This window comes from Clostridium sp. CAG:265 (assembly GCF_000436575.1).
GTDB classification, from domain to species: domain Bacteria; phylum Bacillota; class Clostridia; order Clostridiales; family Clostridiaceae; genus Clostridium; species Clostridium lentum.
On the sequence record NZ_FR886633.1, the window covers coordinates 92,098 to 115,212 of the forward strand.

23 protein-coding genes are annotated in these 23,115 nt (G+C 23.2%); all 23 read right to left on the minus strand.

Annotated elements, in window-relative coordinates; translation table 11 throughout:
• Positions 1-20: 20 nt before the first annotated feature.
• Complete coding sequence (locus Q5O29_RS09550; RefSeq protein ID WP_022212723.1) at positions 21-782, minus strand: ABC transporter ATP-binding protein; 762 nt, start codon at positions 780-782, stop codon at positions 21-23.
• 30 nt (positions 783-812) lie between these two features.
• Entirely contained in the window at positions 813-1,586 is a 774-nt protein-coding gene (locus Q5O29_RS09555; protein ID WP_022212724.1) for an ABC transporter permease, read from the minus strand.
• Positions 1,587-1,608: 22 nt separating this feature from the next.
• Entirely contained in the window at positions 1,609-2,556 is a 948-nt protein-coding gene (locus Q5O29_RS09560) for an ABC transporter substrate-binding protein (RefSeq protein ID WP_022212725.1), read from the minus strand.
• A 22-nt stretch (positions 2,557-2,578) separates the two neighbouring features.
• Complete coding sequence (locus Q5O29_RS09565; RefSeq protein WP_022212726.1) at positions 2,579-3,826, minus strand: ATP-grasp domain-containing protein; 1,248 nt, start codon at positions 3,824-3,826, stop codon at positions 2,579-2,581.
• Positions 3,827-4,004: 178 nt separating this feature from the next.
• On the minus strand, positions 4,005-4,844 hold the full coding sequence (locus Q5O29_RS09570; protein WP_022212727.1) for a flagellin: 840 nt from the start codon (positions 4,842-4,844) through the stop codon (positions 4,005-4,007).
• A gap of 48 nt (positions 4,845-4,892) precedes the next feature.
• A complete protein-coding gene (locus Q5O29_RS09575) occupies positions 4,893-5,567 on the minus strand; it encodes a sugar phosphate nucleotidyltransferase (protein ID WP_022212728.1) in 675 nt (224 codons plus the stop codon).
• A 4-nt stretch (positions 5,568-5,571) separates the two neighbouring features.
• On the minus strand, positions 5,572-6,471 hold the full coding sequence (locus Q5O29_RS09580) for a choline kinase family protein (protein ID WP_022212729.1): 900 nt from the start codon (positions 6,469-6,471) through the stop codon (positions 5,572-5,574).
• Between the two features lie 12 nt (positions 6,472-6,483).
• Complete coding sequence (locus Q5O29_RS09585; protein ID WP_022212730.1) at positions 6,484-8,508, minus strand: sulfatase-like hydrolase/transferase; 2,025 nt, start codon at positions 8,506-8,508, stop codon at positions 6,484-6,486.
• 243 nt (positions 8,509-8,751) lie between these two features.
• Positions 8,752-9,030, minus strand: coding sequence for a DDE-type integrase/transposase/recombinase (locus Q5O29_RS12055; RefSeq protein WP_370545601.1), 279 nt, complete (start codon positions 9,028-9,030; stop codon positions 8,752-8,754).
• A gap of 652 nt (positions 9,031-9,682) precedes the next feature.
• Complete coding sequence (locus Q5O29_RS09590; RefSeq protein WP_022212731.1) at positions 9,683-11,410, minus strand: motility associated factor glycosyltransferase family protein; 1,728 nt, start codon at positions 11,408-11,410, stop codon at positions 9,683-9,685.
• 25 nt (positions 11,411-11,435) lie between these two features.
• Positions 11,436-12,437, minus strand: a complete 1,002-nt coding sequence (gene pseG / locus Q5O29_RS09595) for a UDP-2,4-diacetamido-2,4,6-trideoxy-beta-L-altropyranose hydrolase (RefSeq protein WP_022212732.1) — start codon at positions 12,435-12,437, stop codon at positions 11,436-11,438.
• Between the two features lie 21 nt (positions 12,438-12,458).
• Positions 12,459-13,487 carry a pseudaminic acid synthase gene (gene pseI / locus Q5O29_RS09600; RefSeq protein WP_022212733.1) on the minus strand — a complete coding sequence of 343 codons (1,029 nt, stop codon included), beginning with the start codon at positions 13,485-13,487 and terminating at the stop codon, positions 12,459-12,461.
• On the minus strand, positions 13,484-13,945 hold the full coding sequence (locus Q5O29_RS09605) for a GNAT family N-acetyltransferase (protein WP_022212734.1): 462 nt from the start codon (positions 13,943-13,945) through the stop codon (positions 13,484-13,486). The genes pseI and Q5O29_RS09605 overlap by 4 nt, the downstream gene beginning before the upstream one ends.
• A 19-nt stretch (positions 13,946-13,964) precedes the next feature.
• Positions 13,965-14,705: a cytidylyltransferase domain-containing protein gene (locus tag Q5O29_RS09610; RefSeq protein WP_022212735.1), complete on the minus strand. Its 741-nt coding sequence runs from the start codon at positions 14,703-14,705 to the stop codon at positions 13,965-13,967.
• An 8-nt stretch (positions 14,706-14,713) separates the two neighbouring features.
• Positions 14,714-15,904, minus strand: coding sequence for a UDP-4-amino-4,6-dideoxy-N-acetyl-beta-L-altrosamine transaminase (pseC, locus tag Q5O29_RS09615; RefSeq protein WP_022212736.1), 1,191 nt, complete (start codon positions 15,902-15,904; stop codon positions 14,714-14,716).
• A gap of 22 nt (positions 15,905-15,926) precedes the next feature.
• Positions 15,927-16,946, minus strand: coding sequence for a UDP-N-acetylglucosamine 4,6-dehydratase (inverting) (gene pseB / locus Q5O29_RS09620; protein WP_022212737.1), 1,020 nt, complete (start codon positions 16,944-16,946; stop codon positions 15,927-15,929).
• Positions 16,947-16,987: 41 nt separating this feature from the next.
• Positions 16,988-17,743 carry an imidazole glycerol phosphate synthase subunit HisF gene (gene hisF / locus Q5O29_RS09625; protein ID WP_022212738.1) on the minus strand — a complete coding sequence of 252 codons (756 nt, stop codon included), beginning with the start codon at positions 17,741-17,743 and terminating at the stop codon, positions 16,988-16,990.
• Between the two features lie 21 nt (positions 17,744-17,764).
• A complete protein-coding gene (gene hisH, locus Q5O29_RS09630; RefSeq protein WP_022212739.1) occupies positions 17,765-18,379 on the minus strand; it encodes an imidazole glycerol phosphate synthase subunit HisH in 615 nt (204 codons plus the stop codon).
• A gap of 29 nt (positions 18,380-18,408) precedes the next feature.
• A complete protein-coding gene (locus Q5O29_RS09635) occupies positions 18,409-19,560 on the minus strand; it encodes an N-acetyl sugar amidotransferase (protein ID WP_022212740.1) in 1,152 nt (383 codons plus the stop codon).
• Positions 19,553-20,770 carry a motility associated factor glycosyltransferase family protein gene (locus Q5O29_RS09640; protein ID WP_022212741.1) on the minus strand — a complete coding sequence of 406 codons (1,218 nt, stop codon included), beginning with the start codon at positions 20,768-20,770 and terminating at the stop codon, positions 19,553-19,555. The genes Q5O29_RS09635 and Q5O29_RS09640 overlap by 8 nt, the downstream gene beginning before the upstream one ends.
• Complete coding sequence (locus Q5O29_RS09645) at positions 20,770-21,123, minus strand: hypothetical protein (protein ID WP_022212742.1); 354 nt, start codon at positions 21,121-21,123, stop codon at positions 20,770-20,772. Before Q5O29_RS09645 ends, Q5O29_RS09640 begins: the two co-directional genes overlap by 1 nt.
• Positions 21,116-22,855 carry a motility associated factor glycosyltransferase family protein gene (locus Q5O29_RS09650; RefSeq protein ID WP_302632074.1) on the minus strand — a complete coding sequence of 580 codons (1,740 nt, stop codon included), beginning with the start codon at positions 22,853-22,855 and terminating at the stop codon, positions 21,116-21,118. Before Q5O29_RS09650 ends, Q5O29_RS09645 begins: the two co-directional genes overlap by 8 nt.
• A 153-nt stretch (positions 22,856-23,008) precedes the next feature.
• Positions 23,009-23,115, minus strand: a 107-nt coding sequence (locus tag Q5O29_RS09655) for a flagellin (protein WP_302632076.1), incomplete at its 5' end; no start/stop codon positions are given.

Genomic DNA, 23,115 nt, shown 5'->3' on the forward strand with positions numbered 1-23,115 from the left:
TAATTTTAGCAGTATTTTATTTAATGATTCATACTTTTAATAATTTTATCTTTTAATAAATTATTATATTGCTTTATTTCAATATCTTCTTTAATTAAAGATGTTTTATTTTTAATATCATATTTTATTCCTTTAATAGTATCATCCATAATCAAAATTCTAGTTGACAACTTTATCGCTTCATCTACATCATGAGTTACAAAAACTATAGTTATTTTATACTTTTCCCATATATCTAATATTAATTTTTGTATTTCATTTCTAGTTATAGCATCTAATGAACCCAAAGGTTCATCCATTAATAATACATCTGGTTTTAAACTTAATGCCCTAGCTAATGCAGCTCTTTGTTTCATCCCACCAGATAGTTGATGAGGATAACTATTAATATATTCCGATAATCCTACCAATCCTAAATACTCTATTGCTATATTATTTGCCTTTTTTTTATCTTCTTCTATTTTAGTTGCTTTTAATGCATATACTAAATTATCTTTTATAGTTTTCCAAGGAAATAACTGATCAAAGCTCTGAAACATCATGAATATTTTAGGAGTAGACTTAGTTATTGTTTTCCCATCTAACAATATCTTACCTTTTTCTATTTCTTCAAAATTAGCTATAATTCTAAGCAATGTTGATTTTCCACAGCCAGAATAACCTAATATACACACAAACTCACCATCATATATAGTTAGATTAACATTATCTAATATAATCCTTTTATTTTCATTATTAAAAAAAAATTTTTCTATTCCAACTAACTTTAATTTTTCTTTCATATATTTATTTTCCCTTTTATCAATGTTTAGTTATTTCCATTTATTGATAGTTTTATTTTCTATAAATTTAAATACAACTTCCTCTATAAATATACCTATAACCATTACTATAATTAATCCCGCGAAAATTCCTGATGGATTTGCAAATGCTCTTTGCCTATATATATATATACCTATCCCACCAACTGATCCTACTGCTCCAAATATCATTTCTGCACTTATTAAAGCCCGCCAAGCTCTAGCCCATCCTATCTTAAATCCTGAAATAATAAACGGCATGGTGCTATAAAGTAATATATCTTTTATAAATTTTAATGAAGATAACCCTAAATTCATAGATACTTCTCTATAAACCTTTGGCATATCATTTAATCCTGTGTTAAGATTTATAATTAGTGGCCAAACAATAGCATGAACTATTATTGCTAATATAGCATTTTCACTGATTCCAAACCAAATCATAATTAATGGTAAAATAGCTACTCCAGGTAAAGGATTTAAGATTAATATTACTGTATCTAAAAAACTTTTAAATATTTTTGATATTTCTGATAAATAAATTATTATTAGAGCCATAATAAATGATATTACCATAGCTTTCAATATAATTGAAATAGAATTAAATGTTTGCCTTAATAATTCTCCTTTTGTAATAGATTTAATAAGTTCTTTACAAACATCTCCAATACTCGGCAACGCTGATTGAGGAATTAATTTCAATAACACTGTTATTTCCCATACTAACAAAAGTAACACAATCCATAATAATCTCTGTATAAATATATTTTTTAATACCTTTTTCATATCTTAACACTCTCTTGATTTTCTATTTAGACATTGCTTCTTTTAATGTTAAAGGTTTAGATTCTATATATCCATTTTCATACATAAATTCACCTATTTCATCAAAACCATAAATATTTGTACTAAATAAAACTTTATTATATATATCTTTTAATTCTTCAGCACTCATATTAAATTTTTCTGCTAAAATTTCAATACATTCTTCTTTATTTTCTTTCATATAATTAAAAGTTTCTTCTAATGATTTAACATAAGCTTCACATATATCTGGATTTTCCTTTGAATATTTATCATTTGCCACGGCAACTACCGTTGTTATTTTACCAATATAATCCTCAACATCAGCAATAACATGAGTATTTTCTAAATTTATAGCCTTTTGTATTGTAGGCTGTGATCCTAAATAAAGTGAAACTTCAGCGCCAGACTCCATTGCAGCTACTGAATCAGATTCAGGCATTATTACCATATTATTTTCAAATTTATTTGCATCATTAAAAACTTTTTTTGATATCATTGAAAGCATAATATGATTAATACTTCCATATTGTAAAATTGCAATTTTATCAATATCACCTATATCTTCAACACTTTGAATATTATCTTTATTTGCTACTAACATATATTTATTTACTGCAAATCCATTTAAAAGTTTTAATTCCATGCCCTTATCTATTCCAATAAGAAACGGAGGTATTCCCATACCACCTATATTGACATTGTTAGTTGTTATGGCTTCTCTTACAGCTGCTCCACCACCTGTTATTTCTACCAATTCAACTTTAACATCATCTGGTAAATTCTTTTTTAATATACCTAATTCATTCATTAAAATTGTTCCTGAATGAGATAATCCAATTTGCGTTGCTATTACCAATTTTCTATCTTTATTTACTTCACTTCTATTACAACCTGTTAATGCAAAAATTACAGGTATTAAAAATAATATAAAAAAATTTCTTATTCTCATAATATTTCCTATATTCCTTCTTTTAAAAATTATCTATCATATTTTTTCCTTTTATATCTTTTATTTTTAATTTTTCCTTAACTATTTTTTCATATTTATATGCTAAATATAAATTTTCTGCTACTATAAATATCCTTCCAGCTATAGACATCATATCTCCAGTATCTTTAACTTCATCTCCAATATTTTTCATTTTATCTATATGTGATACAAATGATAATTTTTTCACCTCATTTAAATTTTCAATATCCCCTATAACTCCACTCTTTAAAATCACAGGAAAAAATATACAACTTTTTTTTATAATTTTATCATCATGTTCTAATAACTTCATATCCACTTTACCATTTAAAATATAATCAAAAAATAATTTCAATGTATTTATTCCACCAATTTTCTCATTTACTTTATGATCATTAACACCTGAAATTCTTCCTAATACTTCTATTACTTTCAATCCCTCTTTAGATAAAATTGTTTGTATAATACATGGTCCATTTTTAAATTTAAATGAACTTACTATATTATTAAGTAGGTTCTCAGCTTCTTTTTCAATATATTTAATATGTTTTGATGGAATAATATTTCTTATTGCTTGACCTGCTCTTCCTTTATCTTTTATATATAATTCTCTATCATTTATAAATTGTATATAAGGTTTTCCATTGCATACCCAAGCACTTATTATTACTTCTTCACCTTCAATAAATTCTTCTAGTAAAATTTTATTTATAATTAATTTTTCATTATTACAAGTACTTAATACCATTTGAATATTTTCTCGTATTTCTTGTATATTGTTAACTATAAATATTCCTTTAGAGCCACTACTAACCAAAGGTTTCATGACTAATGGAAATTTTAAATCCTTAATCTCATTTTCAAAAAACTCTTTTCCTATATATGTAAACTTAGCAGTTGGTATGGAGTCTTGTAAAAATTTATTTTTCATTTTCTCTTTATTAATTAACAACTCCACTAATTCTGGTGTTAAAGTGCAATTTAAATCAAATTTTTTACACATATCTGCATAAACCTTTAAAGTTTTATCTGAAAATGATGTAAAAATAGCATCTATCTTTTCCCTTTTTATTATTCTCTCTATACTATCATAATCATTTATATCAATATCATAATATTTATCAGCATATTTTTTAGCTACTCCTTCTTTAACTCCATCACAAACAATAACATATAATTTTTTTGATTTAGCTATATTAACAACGTCTATAAAATCTTCTCCTGAACCTATTATAAGTATTTTTTTCATTTATAATCTCCTTATTATATTAATATATCTCAAATTTAATTGTACACTTAAAAATTAACATAAAAAAATTTCTTAGAAAGATTAATTAAAATTATATGCTTTAAAAAATTAGGTAATTCCACAAAATAATAAGCTATTTTTTATAAGAATTTAATAAAATATATATCTATTAATCCATTTATTTAATTAACCCTGATAATATATTTAATATTTCTTTAGGGAAATTATTGCTTTGATTCATTAGTGATATTGATGACTCCATTAATATTGATGTTCTACTAAACTCTAACATTTCTAATGCTATATCAGCATCAATCATTTCACTATATGAGTTTTCATATGTATTACCATTGCTTAAAACAATATTTATAGACTCTTCCATTCTATTATATATACTACCATATAAAGATCTGCACTCCGTTACTTCAGATAGAGCTTTTTCCAATGAACTTATTGCACCAGAAGGATTATCAATTACATTTATATTTTCTATGTTTAAATTTTTACATGTTAAATTATAATATGGTATATCCATAGTCTCTCCAACTTCTGAACCAATTTGTAACTTTTTTAATATTGGTTTTGTATTATCAACTACCTTATCATCCCCTAATAATTTATTCCCATTTATATTAGTATTTTCAACTGTTTCATCTATAAATTTACTCAAATGATCAATTTCTAATGCTATACTTTCCCTATCTTCCTTAGTATAACTATCATTAGCTGCCTCAACACTTAATTCTCTCATTCTAATTAATGCATTACTTATCTCCCCCATACTTGAATCAACTATTTGTATACATGATATCCCATCCTGAAGATTTTCATTTGCTTTTTGCAAAGCTCTTATTTTAATATTTATATTTTCACTTCTCTCAATTTTAATTGGATTATCCTTAGAAGAGTTTACTTTTTTTCCACTTGATATTCTCTCTAAAGCAGTAGCATTATTTTTTACATTTTTAGTATAATTTTTGAAAATATTTAATGAATATATATTTTTATTTATCCTCATATAATCACATCCTATCTTTATTATTTTACATTTGTTAATTAAATAATTTTAATATGGTACATTCTCCAAATCCTCTACTGTATCTATTTCATAAACACAATTAAAATCTACTTCTTCTACATTTATATTAAAATTTTCAACTTCTTTTCTCACAATATCATCCCAATATAAATTTTTAAAATTTTTATTTTTTATTAATTTATTTAATTTATCTTTTATCACTTTTGTGTCATCAATGTTCCAATATGATATTCCAGACATCACATATGCACCTTTTTCATATCCTATATAAATTTCTTGTAATCTTTTCTTATTATCATACTTCAAAACCCATTCATTTTCATACATTTCTTTTTTTACAGCAAAGTATGTAGAGTGTTTTAAATTTTCTATAAATAAATTTTTAGTTAAGTATACATCTCCTTCTAATATATATGTATTATTTAAATAATCTTGTGCTAAATATAAACTATAAATATTGTTATATTCTTTATATTTATTATTATATATAAGTTTTACATTATATTTCTTTTCTAAAAATTTAAATTTATCACTCATATATCCTATAACTATAATAATTTCACAAATGCCTGCTTCTTTTAATAAATATATCTGTCTTTCAATTAAACTTAACCCATTTACTTTAACTAAAGGTTTAGGAACCTCTTTAGTTAATGGCTTTAACCTACTGCCTAAACCTGCAGCTAAAATTATTGCATTCATATTTTCACCTTTTAAAATTATATTTTTGCTGAAAAATCTTAAAATTTTCTTTCATTCTAATATATCTATTTAAACCATACTCCATTAAATCATCACCGTTATATGATTTAACAAGTGCCCAAATACTCCATAAAAAATCTTGATAAATTTTATTTATTAAAACTTTAATCATTATTTTTTCTTCTACATTTCCTTCAAAATAATAATTTAAAAATAATTCTTCCTCATATTTTGAAAATTCATTTTCTAAAATACATGATGCTAAATCCCATGTATAATCATTTAATCCTGAATACTCCCAATCAATTAAATACAATTTTTCATTTTTATCAAGTATAAAATTTTCAGCCAATGAATCATTGTGGCATGATGTAATTTCCTTACCTAAATTACACATTACTTCTTCTAATTTAAATATCTGCTCTCTATAAAAATAATAATCTTCAAAGAACTCACCATTACATTCATTCAATAATTTTTCATACTCCTGAATTTTATTTATTATATTAAACTCATTTTTCATTAGTTTATTACTTTTATGAAGTATTTTAAATATATTAGTTATTTTTTTCATATTTATTTTATAACTACATTTATTTTTATCTAATGCTTTAGCTTCCTTTATAAATTCACTTATTTTTATTCCACTATCTTCATCAAAATATAGTAATTTTGCATCTATATTTAATTCATTTACTAAAACAGTATTTTCTTTTTCTATTTTTCTATTTATCATTTTTTCTGTTCCATTACCAGGAATTCTTAAAATATATTCATTATTTTCTGTACTAACTTTATAATTCTTATTAGTAAGTCCATTTATTTGTATAATTTCTTTCACTTTACTATTATCTATTTTATTTTTAATCATTATTTTTTCAAAAATACTTTGTATATATTCCATATTTTAAACCACTTAAAATATAATTCTTGATTTTATATGCTCAATAATTATATTAGAATATTTTTCAGCTATATCTATTTCTTTTAAAGTTTCATCTTCATCGTTTTTCTTATTGATTAATTTAATATTATATTTTCTTAATTTAACTCTTCCATCTATAGTTACTTTTTCCTCACTTTCAAAAAAGAATTTATAATACTTATCATTTATTGTAGCTTTATAAGTTTCATTAGGAAAAATACTTTCACTTATAGTATAATCTCTTTCTTTATTTCCACCAAAATATTTAGGCAGATTTGCATCATTATTAAATTTATCTTCTATTCCAATAGCATTTAAAATTATCCGATACATATCATAAGCTTGAATCATTTCATCATATTGCCCACTACTTATATTTTTTCCTTTTATCATTAATGGCACCTTTACTCGCTCTTCTTCTAACATATCTTTCCCATCTTCTATAAAATATCCTTGTCCATGATCAGAAAATATTGAAACTATTACTTCATCATTTTTATAATTATCATTAATATAATCATATATAATTTTTAAATATCTATCTATTCTTTTTAACTGTATTCTATATCTTTCTATTTTACCAATATCATACCTTTTACGAACACTAGTTCCAATCGTTTTATTTTTAACTCGTACATTTATATCACTTTCTATTTGTGTACTTAATCTTGTTTCATATTCATCTGCAATATCATGTAAATCTGGTATACAAATCCATAAAAAATTATTAGTTTCTTTAAATGCTTCAATATGTTCTATTGCTTCATCTATTACTTCATTAACATGCATTCCTCTAATTGATGCTTGATAAACATATCTATTCATTCCTTTAACATATCCAACTTTAGGACAACTTCTCCAATCACCATCTATTTTAGCAGTATTATACCCATTTTCTTTAAATATCTCTGTATATAAATCTAATTTTTTAATATTATCTGTGTTTATATTAGGATGGAAAACCATATGATTAACTGTTGATAAACCTGTAAAGTGACTAGCTAAACTTACATATGTCCACTCTCCACTACTATAACAATTATTATTTATAGCTCCATCTAAAAAATATTTATAAGTATTAGGCATTATTTCTTCTAATTTATTTTTTTCAATAAATTTTTGAGATAATCCATCTATAAATATATTCAAAATTAATTTAGGTTTACTTTCATTTAACTTTAATTTTATTATATCTCCTATAATAAAATTTTTATTTGATTTTATTAATACTTCATCTCCAGATTTTACTTTATAATAATAAAATCTATTATAAATCAAACTATTAAAATTATATTTTTCTTTATTTATAAAAATTTCAATAATACTACCTTCATCTATTTTCATTATTGGAATTACAGTATCTACTTCTGCTTTATATTTAAAATATTTATGTACTTTTCCTGGAATAACCTCTATCTTAAATAAATTAGATAATTCTGATGCAATGTCTTTAAATAATGCATCTCTTTCATAATAATAGTAGTCATAAAGTCCAACAAAGTAAGTTTTTCCTAATACCTTAATTGCTTTTCCTATATCATATATTCCATCATAGTTAATACTATACTCTTTATCTAAATTTAAGAATTTATTTTTCACATCTTTTAATAAAATTATTTGTTGATTTAAATCTATATAATTATTTAATATATCATTAGTTATTTTTTCAATTTCATAATTCTTACTTGTATTTAATACATTACATATTATTAATTGTCTCATAGATTCATAATAATTTTTATTTTTATAGTGTATTTCACATAATAACAAATTCACTTCAAAGTTATATTCATATTTTGTATATATATTTTTCAATTTAATTTCAGCATCATGTAAATTTCCTTTTAATATATCTAATTTAATTTCAAATAAAATTCCTTCTAAATCACAAATATTGCTGTCTATATATTTTTTTATTTTATTTTGCATTTCTTCAATATTATATTCATTAAATTTATGTAATACATTTTTCTTCAATATTTTATAGTTTAATATATTAAAATTTTTAGTAACCATTATGTAATCCAACTTTCTATTTTATATCTATATATATTATTGAGTAAATAAAATTTATAAAAATAAACAAAATCATCCTTTTTTCATATAATAATTTGGATTTCATATTAATATATGAAAAAAGTAATTTTTTTATGCTACACTTCTATCAAATAATTCACATTAATTTGGAGTCATATAATTAATAGAAGAGTGCAGACTTTTTCTGTTATACTAACCTTCAATATATTTAAAATAGTGCTATTAACTACATAGTTCTTTTAACTCATTACTAGTATATTGAGAGTCTAAATCGTTATGAAATATTAATCGCTTATTCTTATTAGAAAATTGGCTATAATAAACATTCTTTAAGACTTTAGTAACTAAATCATTAATCATTCTCTGACTAAAAGCATAGCTAATTATATTTTTAGAATATAAATCTAGAACTGAAGGTAAATAACACCAAGCATTTTTTATAATATGAATATATGCAATATCCCCTACAAATTTTTCATTATATATAAGTATTAGTAAAATCCCTTTTAAAAACTTTTTCTAAACATTCTACTACCTTTTTACTTGAATACGGTTTGTATTTCTTACATTTATTACACAAATATCAATTTCAGTCATTAGTCTCTAAACTCTATTCAATGATACATTGAAGCCTTATATACAGAATATATAATGAATTCTATGATCACCATATATACCTTTATTGTCTTTATATATTCTTTTAATATCTGACTTTAACTCATCATTTTCTTCTTCTCTTACATACTTATAGTTTTATCAAAAAATTTTACAATATTTGCTTCTAGCTATGCCTATAATGGTACACATAGCCTTAATATTATGCTTATGATTATTTATAAATTCTATTACCTCATCTAATTTCTTGTTGCAAATATGTCCATAACTTTTTTGACTAAATCCCAAACTTTAGCATAATATTTTTATGTTGTTTTTAAATATTATATATTTTTACTAGATAATTTTCATATATTGCAACATATTTTTTTGTAATATACATTATATATTAATATTATTAGTTTTTATATAAATTTCTATCTTCGCTTATAAATTAAAAATTTATAATATATAAAATTTAATCATATTATACTTCTCATCTAAACTTTGTTATGCTAAATTACTTACTATAAATTCATCTGCTATTATTACCAAAACTTTAATTCTTTATATTTTCCTGCTCTATTTCATTAAAACATTTTTTTATAAATTCTATTTTTTCTATATATATATTATTTATTTTGGAATAATACAACTCTTTTCTTTTTATTTGTTTTATTATCTCATTAATATTATTATCATTATTTTTTATTATATATTCTTTTTCGTAATTAACTTCATATATTATTGGATAAAGAATTTCTTCAAAAAAATATATTCCTTTTTCAATATTAGTATATTTTTCTTCTAACTTTTCTAATTTATAAAAAATATATTGCTTATTTTTTAAATCAAATTTAATACTTTGTTCTGCTTTTTTTAATAAATCTAATATTTCTATAGTTAATTTATTAATTTTATTTATATTAACAATAGTATTTTTAATACAATTTATAATTTTATTTTTTACAATAATATTTTCATGTATTTTTTCTTTTACAGTATTAGAATTATCTAAACTATAGTTTATATTTTCTAAAGTTTCTTTTAAAGTTTTATTTTCAGCTCCCTTTATTAATGCTCCACCTTCAGTAGCATTAATGAATTCTATATGTTTATGTTCATCTATTATATATTCCATGTTTTTTTTAAAAAGATTTAAATATTTACTTGTTCTAAGAATACTTCCATCTAAAGATTTTACATATACATCATCATCTTCTTCATAATTTTTAATATCTACTCTTTTCCATGGACTACTAGCAATATCAGCATGTCCTTTATCATTTGTATATGCAAAATCTTGCCCTATAAATATTATAGGATTACATCCCATAAGAATAGCAAGCTCTGTCATTGTATGTGATACTGATCCTCCTGAATATTTTTTTATATGTTCTTCTATATATATTCTTTCTATTTTTTTATTGTCTGAAAGTATTATTTTTTTCCCTTTATGCTTATTTAAAATTTTATTATTAATATTATCCATATATATTAAAGTATTATGATAAAAACCTATATAATCTTTTACTAAAGCATATGAATATTCACTTGGATCAATAATTGTTACATAATCTGGAATAACATTAATTCCTAAAAGAGATTTTAAAGTTCTTCCACCACTAATTATCAAGGCATTTTTATTATCTTTTAAGCATTCTATATTTTTACTTAAAGAAGGCCCAGCAGAAACAATTATTGCTGGTTTATTTCTATATTTTCCTTTTAGTTCAGTTATATATGTGCTTTCACATAAATATTTTAAATTTTTAATTCTAAATTCAAACCAAATATCATGGAATTTGATCTTTGTATTAATATTGATAATAAGTTTTTCAAAATACTCTTTTATATACTTACATTCATAAGCAATATCTTTTTCATATATTTTATTATAGTTAGCATAAGGAATTATTTTTAGATAATGTATATTAAATTCATTTACATAGTTATATAAAAAATTTTGAATATCCTCTATACTTTTTGCCACAATTACATCTTTATCTTTAAAATTTAATTTATTACTCCATTCTTTTTCACATTCAATAACAAGTATTTTTGCTTGATTATGTTTAGCTTTAATTAGTTCTTTTATATGATTTCCTGTTCCTAAACCTAAAACAACATAATTATCTTTTTCAGTCATTTCACCAGCTAAATTTATAAATTTATCTATTTCTCTTTTTTCATTATATTTACTTCCTATGTATATACTTCTCTTGTCATTTACTATTTTCAATATATCATAATTATCTTTACTTTTTTCTACAATATATTTATCCATGCTATTTACCTCTTAATAATTATTATCATATATTATTTATTATATCTAATATTCTATATGAACCTTTTTTATCAATAATATTCTTACTATTTTTATTTAATTTTTTTCTTATTTCAAAATTATTAATTAAATAATATATTTTTTTAATTAATACATCTAAATCAAGATTATTGCAATCTCCTCCATATATAATTGATTTTTTCTTTAAAAATGATTTTGCTGCTAAATCTGACCCATTACTCAATAATATACATGGTACACCAATGGAACATATTTCATACATTGTAAATCCTGCTGCACTAATTACTATATCTGATTCTTTTATTATTTTAGACATATCATTGATATTTTCTACTAAATTTATGTTAGAATATCTATTATAAAAATTTTTTTCTTCCTCTATAATATTGAAATATTTTCCTATTATAATATTAAAATTTATATCTTTAAAATTATCATCTTCTATAATCCTATTTAATATTAATCTATTTATATTATTTATATCTGTTCCACCTGTAGTAATTAGTATATTTTTTACTTTTCTTTTTAATACATACGATATATTTTCATATACTTTATTTAAAGGAACATATTTAGTACCTTTAAATATTTGATTATTTTTATAATATTTTGAATACTCAATATACTCAGAAAATATATTATAATTTATAATTGCATCAACATCATATCTAAATTCTAAAAAATCATTAATATATATAATCTTACAAACTTCTTTTAAAGCTTTTAAATAATAATCTGTAACAAAATAACTATCTATTAATAATTTAGATATTTTATACTTATATATTATTTTTTTAATTTCATAAACTTCATTATTTAAATCATCATATTTGTTTAAAAGTTTAATACAATTAAAATTTCTATTTTTGATAATTTTTTCACATTCATTGTCACACACAATAAATAATATTTTATCTCTGTTTTTACTAGCCTCTGCAATAGATAGACATCTCATTACATGCCCTAAACCTATATTTTTATTTGAATCAACTCTTATTCCTATCATTATAAATCACCATTTTATTTATTACTTAAAATATTCTAATTTTATTGGTTCTCCATAATTTATATTAACTTTAGATTTTTCACCTAAAATTTCATCATAATATTTAGGTTCTAGTCCATATCCTGGTCTAATAACTCTTATATTATCTTCTGTAAATTCCTCGCCTATTTTTATATCTTTCACACAAAAAATAGACTTTCTTGTATTTTTAGCTCTTTTTTCTTCTTCACTTAAATAATAAGATACTTTTCCTTTAATTCTTAAAGACAAATTTACTGCCTCTACCATTTCTTTAAATTCTTTAGGTTCCATTGAAAATTCACTATCTGGATTTTTAATTTCTCTACTTAAACAAAAATGCTTTTCTATTACTCTTGCTCCTAAAGTTGTAGCTACAACTGGTGCAACACTTCCCATTGAATGATCTGATAACCCTACTGGTAATTGAAATCTTTCTATCATATCAGTTATAGTTAAAACATTCATATTGTCATAATTTGCCGGATATTGACTACAACATTTTAATAAAATTATATCATCATTGCCTTCAGATTTTATTGCATTTATTGCTGTTTCTATTTCTTCTATACTCCCCATACCACATGACATTATTATAGGTTTTCTTTTTGATGCAACATATTTAATTAATGGTATATCAACTAATTCAAATGATGCTATCTTATAAAATTCAACACCAAGTTCTTCTAAAAAATCTACAGATGTTTTATCAAAAGGTGTAGATAAAAAATCTAATCCATATTTTTCTGCTTCATCTTTTATTGCTTTATGCCATTCCCATGGTGTATGCGCTTCATTATATAAATCATACAAATTATATCCCTTCCAAAGTCCACCTTTTAATTTAAAGTACTCATTATTACAATTTATAGTTATTGTATCTGCTGTATATGTTTGAATCTTTATACAATCTGCTCCACAATCTTTAGCTACTTTTACTAATTCTAAAGCATTTTCTAAACTTCCTGCATGATTTGCCGACATTTCTGCAATAATATATACGCCATTTTTAATTTTATCTTGTAACTTCATACTATCTCCTTTTCCTTTTTAAGAAAATATAAATATAAATATTTATCATTTTCTTCAATTTCAAAAAAGCCATTATTAATAAATATTTTTCTAGATAACATATTGTCTTTTTTTACACTAGCCTCTAATATATCTATATTATTAATAATAGCTTCTTTTTTTATTAATTTAATTGTTTCATTACCATATCCATGTCCTCTGTATTTATTATCTATTAAATATGATATTATCGCTTTTGAATCTTTTTTTTCTAATCTAATTGTACCTATCTCTTTATTATCATTTAAAATAATATATATATATATATTATTTAAATTTATTTTTTCATTAAACCATCTTATATGTGATTCATAACTAATATAACTACTATTAAAAGAATTTTTTCTAACTTCAGCATCATTTATCCATTTAAATATTTTATCTAAATCATTATAATTACACTTTCTTAATGTTATCATATATACCTCATTAATATTGTTAATATAATTTTTTCTGCTCAATATTCTTATTTATATTTACAACATCTAAATTGTTATCCAAATAATTCACAACATCTTTTAATTTAAAATACTTATTTTTAAAATATAAATTTTCAAATATATTTTTTATTACAATATAATCTTCAATAGTATCTAAAGTAACTCTATATTTAGAATAGTTTTCTTCAAATTCAAATCCTTCTTTTAAAAAACCATTTTTATCATCATAAATATATGGAGTTACATGCTCTCTTTCATATGCTTTATTTGAATTAATATACGCTTTCTCTAAACTCTTAAAGGTAAATACTTCTACATCATATCCTCTTGGATAAGTTCTTCTCAATGTATTTGATACATAGTCAATATTCCTATCCTTATTAGCTTCTTTAAAATACTTCACAACATCATCTAATATTTCAAAATCTATACATGGACAATCACTCGTTACTCTAACAACAATATCTGCATTTTCTTCTTTAGCAGCATGATAAAACCTAGATAAAACATCATTTTCTGAACCTCTAAAATATTTAACAGATAAATTTTTTACATGATTTACAACTTCATCATCATTTGTATTATTAGTTGTTGCTACTACTATTTCATCTATTTCTTTACATTTTTTTAATCTGTCAATTTCATGATTCAAAATAGTTTTCCCACATACATTTTTTAAAATTTTCCCTGGTAATCTAGTAGATCCGACTCTTGCCTGAATCAAACATACAACTTTCATGTTACTTCCTACTTTCTATAATAATTAATAACCTTTTTCACTGCTTTTATAACATCTTCAATATCCTTATTACTCATTGAAGGAAATAATGGTATAGTTATCATTTTATTATAAATATCTTCTGCTATAGGACAACTTCCTTTTTTATATCCTAATTCTCTATAATATGGATGCAAATATACAGGTAAATAATGGACATTAACACCTATATTTTCAGCTTGTAATGCTTCAAATATAGTTTTTCTATCACACTTCAATTTATTTAAATTTAACAATAAAACATATATATGATATCCTGATTTTGAATATTCATATTCAAAAGGTATAACTATTTCATCAATGTCTTTAAAATTTTCATTATATATTTTAACAATTTCTCTTCTTTTTTTTATAAATTTATCTATTTTCTTTATTTGAGATAATCCTAAAGCACTTTGAATATCAGTTAATCTATAATTATATCCTAAATCAATCTGTTCATAATACCAAGGCCCTTGATTTTCAGTCATAAATTCACAATTTCTTGTGATACCATGACTTCTAAATAATAACATTTTTTCATATAACTCCTTGCTATTCGTTACAACAGCACCACCTTCACCTGTTGTAATTGGCTTTACAGGATGAAAACTAAATGTTGTCATATGAGCTTTTATTCCAACCTTTTTATTTTTGTACTCACTTCCAAAAGCATGAGCTGCATCTTCAATTACAATTAAATTATATTCTTCAGCAATTTGTAAAATAGAATCCATATCTACAGATTGTCCTGCAAAATCTACAACTATAATTGCCTTTGTTTTATCATTTATTTTTTTCTTTATTTCATTAACATTAATATTATAACTATAAGGATCCACATCTACAAATACTGGTGTTCCACCACAATACAAAACACAATTAGAGGAAGCTGCAAAAGTAATAGCTGGTACTAACACTTCATCTCCTTTTGAAATTCCTGCTACATGACACGCCATATGCAATGCTGCAGTACCATTGGATACTGCTACTGCATATTTACTACCTACATAATTCAATATACTATTTTCAAATTTATTTACTATAGGCCCTGTAGTTAAGTACTCACCTTTTAAAACACTTACCACATTATCTATATCATCATCATCAATAGTTTGTTTTCCATAAGCAAGATATGTATTCCTAATTGGTTTTCCTCCATTTATTGCTAACTCACGCATTCTAATCTCCTTAAATTTAAAATTACTTTTTATGTGTAAATATACCTAAATCATTCATAGCTCTTCTTAACTCCTGAACTGAAAGCCATTGTGAATTCGTTCCTGAATCATATTCAAATCCCAATTCTATTAATTTTCCACCTTTAGTAAAATGCTTTTTCTCATCCCACCAATCAAAATTAGGATATATTATATAATTATTTTCATATTCATATGTTCTTCTTGAATCATCTTTTGTTATCATTACTTCATGAAGTTTTTCCCCTTCTCTAATACCTACTTCTCTCATATCAACATCATCTAACATAGCCTTTGCTAAATCTGTTATTCTAAAAGAAGGAATTTTTGAAATATATGTTTCGCCACCTTTTGATTCTTTTAATGCTTTAAAAACTAAATCAACACCTTCATCTAATGTTATCCAAAATCTAGTCATTCTAAAATCAGTAATAGGAAGCACCTTTTTTCCATCTTCAATTAAACTTTTAAAAAACGGTATTACAGAACCTCTGCTCCCTGCCACATTTCCATATCTAACAACTGAAAATATCGTACCAAACTCTCCAGAATATGCATTAGCTGAGATAAATAATTTGTCTGATACAAGCTTTGTTCCTCCATATAAGTTAATTGGATTAACAGCTTTATCTGTTGATAGTGCAACACATTTCTTTACTCCTCTATCAATACATGCATCAATTAAATTTTGTGCTCCATTTATATTTGTTTTTATTGCTTCAAATGGATTGTATTCACATGCTGGAACTTGCTTCATAGCAGCTGCATGAATAACATAATCTACACCAACTAACGCTCTATACAATCTGTCTTTATCTTTTACATCACCAATGAAAAATCTAAGTTTATGATATTTATTTTTCGCCTTTTTCATAAATTCTTTTTTCATTAAATCTTGCTTAAACTCATCTCTTGAATAAATTATTATCTTTTTAGGATTATATTCATGTAGTATTCTCTCTACAAACTTTTTACCAAATGATCCTGTTCCACCAGTTATTAAAATTACCTTATCATTTAACATCTATTTACCACCTTTGATAAAATTTTCATTACTATAGTTATTTAACTTCTAGTTGCTATTCCTTTATTTGACAAATACATTTTAGCTTCTTTAGGAGTCATTTCTGTAAAATGAAATATACTAGCTGCAGCAACAGCTGATGCTTTACTATAATTTATAGCTTTAAACATATCCTCATACTTACCAGCACCGCCTGATGCTATAACAGGAATACTTACAATATCAACTACTTTTTTTATTATTTCTAAATCATAACCACTCATGGTTCCATCCTTATCTATGGAAGTCAAAATAATTTCTCCTGCTCCTGCTTCTTCAACAATTTTAACCCATTCCTCTACTAAAATTCCAGTGTTAAAATTTCCTGATTGTGAAAAACAATAATATTTTTCATCAATACATTTAAAATCTACACTTATTACTATACATTGAGAGCCAAATAATTTAGCACCTTCTCTTATTAAATTTAAATTATTATATGCCTCTGAATTTATACATACTTTATCTGCTCCAGCTCTTAAAAGACCTCTTATATGATCAATAGATTTTATACCTCCACCTACACAAAAGGGTACAAAACATTCTTTAGAGAACTCCTTGATAGACTCATAATCTGGTTCTTTACTTTTAATAGTTGCTTCTATATCTAATAAAATTAATTCGTCTACCTCTCTCATATTATAAACTTTAATAGCAGGCAATACTGTATCTATTCTTCGCCATGAATTAAAACCAATCCCTTTTACCAATCCAACTTCTTTATACAATAATGTAGGTATAACTCTAACTTTTAACATGTAAGTATTCCTCCACCAATCTTATAAATTTAGAAAGTTATTAATTAATTTAAATCCTGATTTTTGACTTTTTTCTGGATGAAATTGAACTCCCCAAATATTGTCTTTATTTATTACAGATGTAAACTCTCCACAATAATTTGTTTTGCATACAATATCTTCTTCATTCTTTGTTATGTATTTATAACTATGAACAAAATAAAAATCAGTATTATCCTCAATACCTTCTAATAATTCATTATTGTTTATCTTTCTTATATCATTCCAACCAACATGAGGTACTCTTTCAAAGATTTCTTTTGCTTCTAGTTTTACAACTTCACCTTCTATATAATTTAATCCTTCTACTTCTCCAGATTCATATCCATATGTAGCAAACAATTGCATACCTAAACAAATTCCTAAAATAGGTATCTTTTTTTCTTTAACTATTTCATCTAAAACCTTATCCCATTTTCCTACTTTTAAATTATTAATACCATCAGCAAAAGCTCCTACTCCTGGAAGTATAATATGTGTTGCTAAATATAGTTCCTCTGGTTTTTTTGCTATTTTCACATCAGCTCCACATTTTTCAAAGGCTCTTTTAACTGATAGTAAATTTCCCATTCCATAGTCAATTATACATACACTCATTGCTTTACCTTTCTTAAATATAACTAATTTTAATCATTGTCATAATTAATTTTCACTAAATTTCCTTTTTTATCTTTTATTAGCTCCCCATTTCTATCTATTTTAAATAACTTTTTATTTGTAAATTGGTCACAAATCTTTATAAATTCATCTACTGTTATATCCAATGGTTCTAAAATTTCTTCTAGTGGTTTATCTAAATATGTCCATGGGAATTTACCATCACAATTTTTAACAATATTCATTCCTTGTTCTCTTGTTAATCTACCTCTTCTTATATGCATAGATACTAAATCAGATGCTCTTCCAAAACCAAATTTTAAAAATTTGAAATAATCATGAATTCCTACTTGATAATTATCTATATTTTCATAATCCACTGCTGAACCTTCTATAGTTTTGCCCCAACTTTTAAATCCATGTGCTTTTGCTAAAAGTACATTCGATAATCCATCCCATGGTATATAATGCCCTAAAAATAATCCTGTAACTCCAACTTCTTTTAGTTCTTCATCTGTGGGATATGTATATGGAATTAATTGATTTTTCTTTATTCCTTCATATCCTATAAGATCACTTACTCTTAATCCTAATAATCCACCAAATTCCTCTAACCATTTTCTATCTAAAATATTATTTTCTGTTGATGCCGCTGGTCCTCCATACTCATTTTGAGAATTCTCTCCCCATATTAATAAAGGAATATTCATATTCACAGCTATTCTTACAGGTATTGTAAAAATTCCAACATGTTCTGGCCAAGATATATCTCCTACTTCAAATAATCCTATTCTATTTAAGTGTTTTCTTACCTTCTTATTAGGAGTAATTTCAATATAATCAACACCTAAATTTTTAATATTCTCTATATTTTCTCTACCTATTTCAGTTAAATGACAAGTAGTTGAAGTAACACATAATGGATTCATACCTAATTCTAACATTGTAACAACTTGATATGTACTGTCTTTTCCTCCACTTACAGGAATAATACAATCCCAATTTAAACCATCCTTACTTCTATATTTATCTAAAATAGACATAAGTTCTTCTTTTCTTTTATTCCAATCTACTGCATCTCTTTTTTCATAATTTCTACATGCATTACAAATTCCTTCTTCATCAAATGATAAATTAGGTTTTGTATTAGGCATCACACATCTTTTGCAATATTTAATCATTTATTTCATCACCTTCAAACAATTTCTTCATAGTAGTAAATTTTGCACCTTTTATTTCTGCTCCTAAACTACAATTATAAAATTTAATTTTATTATTATCTTTAATTAACTTTTCAATATTTTCTTTAAATAATAAATAGCCTTTATTTGTATACATAATTTGTCCATTTCTACCAATTACTTTTTTAGAACTTTTATTGATTAAAACCTCATTTTTTAATCCATATTTTTCTAAAATACCTTCAGAATGACTTTTATCATTTAAATATGCTAAATCTTGACCTATAAAAATTATTTTTTCACTATTATTCTTTATTGCAATATCTAAAGCTGCTACTGCTACAGTTTTACCAGTATTTATAATAATATTTCCCTTATTTGGCTTATTATAAAAAATATATTTAGGACCTTTGTAATTATTTATTGCTTCTTTAGATGCAGTAAATAAAAATAATAATGGTACATCTAATTCATTATATCCAATAAATTGATTAGCTACTATATCCTCTGAATCTATTATAATTATAGCAGTAGGTTTAATATTATTTTTCATAAGTGTTGACAATGCTGAACCTACTACATATATATCATAGTTATCTTTATATTCTTTTATACTATTTATTAATAAATCTAATGATGGGCCTGAAGATACTATTAATTTTATTCTTTTACTAGGTATTTTAAAAAAATAATTTATATTATTACATTTTATATTAATATTATTAATTTCATTTTCACTCATAATTTCTTTAAATTTATTAATTCCAAACTTACTTATTACAAAATTATCAATAACTTGCTTAATGTCATCATCTAAGCAAACTTTAAGTAATGGTCTATTAATAATAATATCACTACTTAAATCTAATGTTTGACAAAATTTATTTATATTATTACTATTATATAGTTTTACATTTTTCTTTTTTAATATATCAATTATTTGTTGCTCATTTTTCACTTTATTGTATATATATTCATTGGTACAATATATTTTTATAGTTTGATTTTCTTTAACTCTATCTAATAAATCAACTATATGATATCCCATTCCAAGCCCTATAACATGAATAATATCATCATTTAATAAATTCTTGTACCCATCTATTAATACTTTTGCTTCTTTTTTAGCATTATATACGCTATTTAAATAAATATTATTTACTTTAAGAATTTTTTCACATTGTTTAGAATGTATAAATTCTATTTTCATTATTTTATACTCTCTTTAATTAAATTTATTAAATCATTTAATAATGGACTAATTTCATAATTTAATATATCTGCAATTAGTATATAATCTTCATTTTCTAAACTCTCAACTATAACATTAAAATGTTCTATAATAGTATTATTTAAACTTTCCATATTTACTATATCATTTGTTAACTCTAATCCTTTAAAAATCCATGTCAATTCTTCTGATATAAAAGCTAACCCTTCAAATGCAATTTTATCATCACCTTCATATAATTTATTTGCTATTGCATTTACATATAAATTTATATTGCTTGTACTTTCTATAATAGTTTTTAATAAACTTATCTTTTTTTCTCTACTATTCATTTACATCCCACTCCTTCTCTATAAAATTTAAAGCATATTCAGTTTTTCTTTTCATTGTAGAATATAAAAATTTAGTTTTATCATATAATTTTTCAAATTTTTCACTTTCTAATTCTGTATCATCTTCATTCCATATAGGATTTATTTCAACATCAACAACTATTGGATAAATTAAACTTTTTATATACGGTACTTTTAAATATAACTCTTTCAACTCTTTTTCTAATATGTCCATTATTTTTGCAAGTTTATCATAAGCAAAAAGTTTATCTTTATTATATAAATTTTTTAATTTTTCATTAAATTCAATAAGTTTACTACATTTAATTTTTATATATCTTAAGTATTGTATTGTCTTTTTAAATTCATTAATAATTAAGTCTTTTTCTTCTTCTGTTAATGTAGGTTTTAATTCTAAATTTTTATTTATACTTTCCGAATTACCATATAAATCAATAACTTCATTTAAAAATTTTACTTCACTTCCATTTATATGTGCTCCACCTTCTGTAGCATTTATAAATTTAATATCTTTATGTTGTTTTATTATAACTTCAATATTCTCCCTAAACATGTTAAGAGGATTGCTTGTTCTTACTTTTTTACCATAAATATCATCCACAAATAAATCATTTTTGTTTATTATATTATCAAAAACTTCTTCCTCTTTATATTTATCATCCTTAGCTTCACAAAATTCTGCATGAACTTTATCATTAGTATATGCAAGATCTTGACCAATAAAAATTATATTATTACATCCTAAATAAATTGCTGTACTTATGCATGCATGTGCTACAGACCCTCCTCCAAATCTTCCTTCTGCATTTCTGTTTAATATATTCATTATAAAATCTACACTAGTTGGTTCATATATTTTTATTCCATCATGATTTTGTAAAATTTTCTCATTTGTAGCATTACAAAAAATAAGTGGTATATTAAATTTTAAATTCTCTTTAACTAAATCATATGCTATTTCATCTCCATCAATCATAATAAAAAAATCTGGTTTTACACCTATTTCTTTTAATTTTTCAAGTGTTCTTCCACCACTTATAATTACAAATTTTTCATGACACTCTTTAAGAAGCTCTATATTTTTTTCTAAAGATGGTCCAGCTGATATAACTATTGCAGATTTATTTTTAAATTTATTTTTTATTTCTTCAAAAAATATACTATTTAAAGTGTATTTAAAATTTTTAACAAAACTTTCAAACCAACGTTCTGAAAAATGCTTTATTGTATTATCATTTATAATGTTATGAGTAATTATTTTTTTCAATTCCTTTGTTATTTTTAAAATCTCTTCACTATTATAATAGTATAAAATTTCATTATCTACTGTTTTAACGTTATATATATTTGCTAATTCTAATTCATTTTTTAAAATTAAATCAATTTTACTTTCATCATATTTAAAAATTTTAATTCTTTCATCTTCAATAAAATCATTATAATATTTATCATTTTTCATTTTTTTTATTAATTCATCACTTTTCTCAAACACTATTATTTTAAAACTTTTACTTTTTATCCTGCTTAATTCTAATAAATATTCACCATCTAATACTCCATAAGTAACCACTACCGTTTTATCATTTATTTTTCCTATAGCATTTATAAAGTTATCTATATCTTTCTTATGATTATAATAACTTCCCAAATATCTTTCTTTATTATTTATTTTTACTTTTAATATCCTTAAATTATCTTTACTTTTTTCCATAGTATACACGATAATTCATCTCCTGTTTTTTCATTTATATTTATATTGTCGTTATTTTTTTTTTTATCTTTAATAAAACTTAAAATACTTTTTAAAATAAAAAAAGTCACCATAAAGCAATATTATTTACTCTTATGGTAACTTATTTTTAAATTATCTTAATAAATTTAATACATTTTGTGGTTGCTGATTAGCTTGTGCAAGCATTGATTGTGCTGCTTGATTTAATATATTATTTTTTGAATAGTTCATCATTTCTT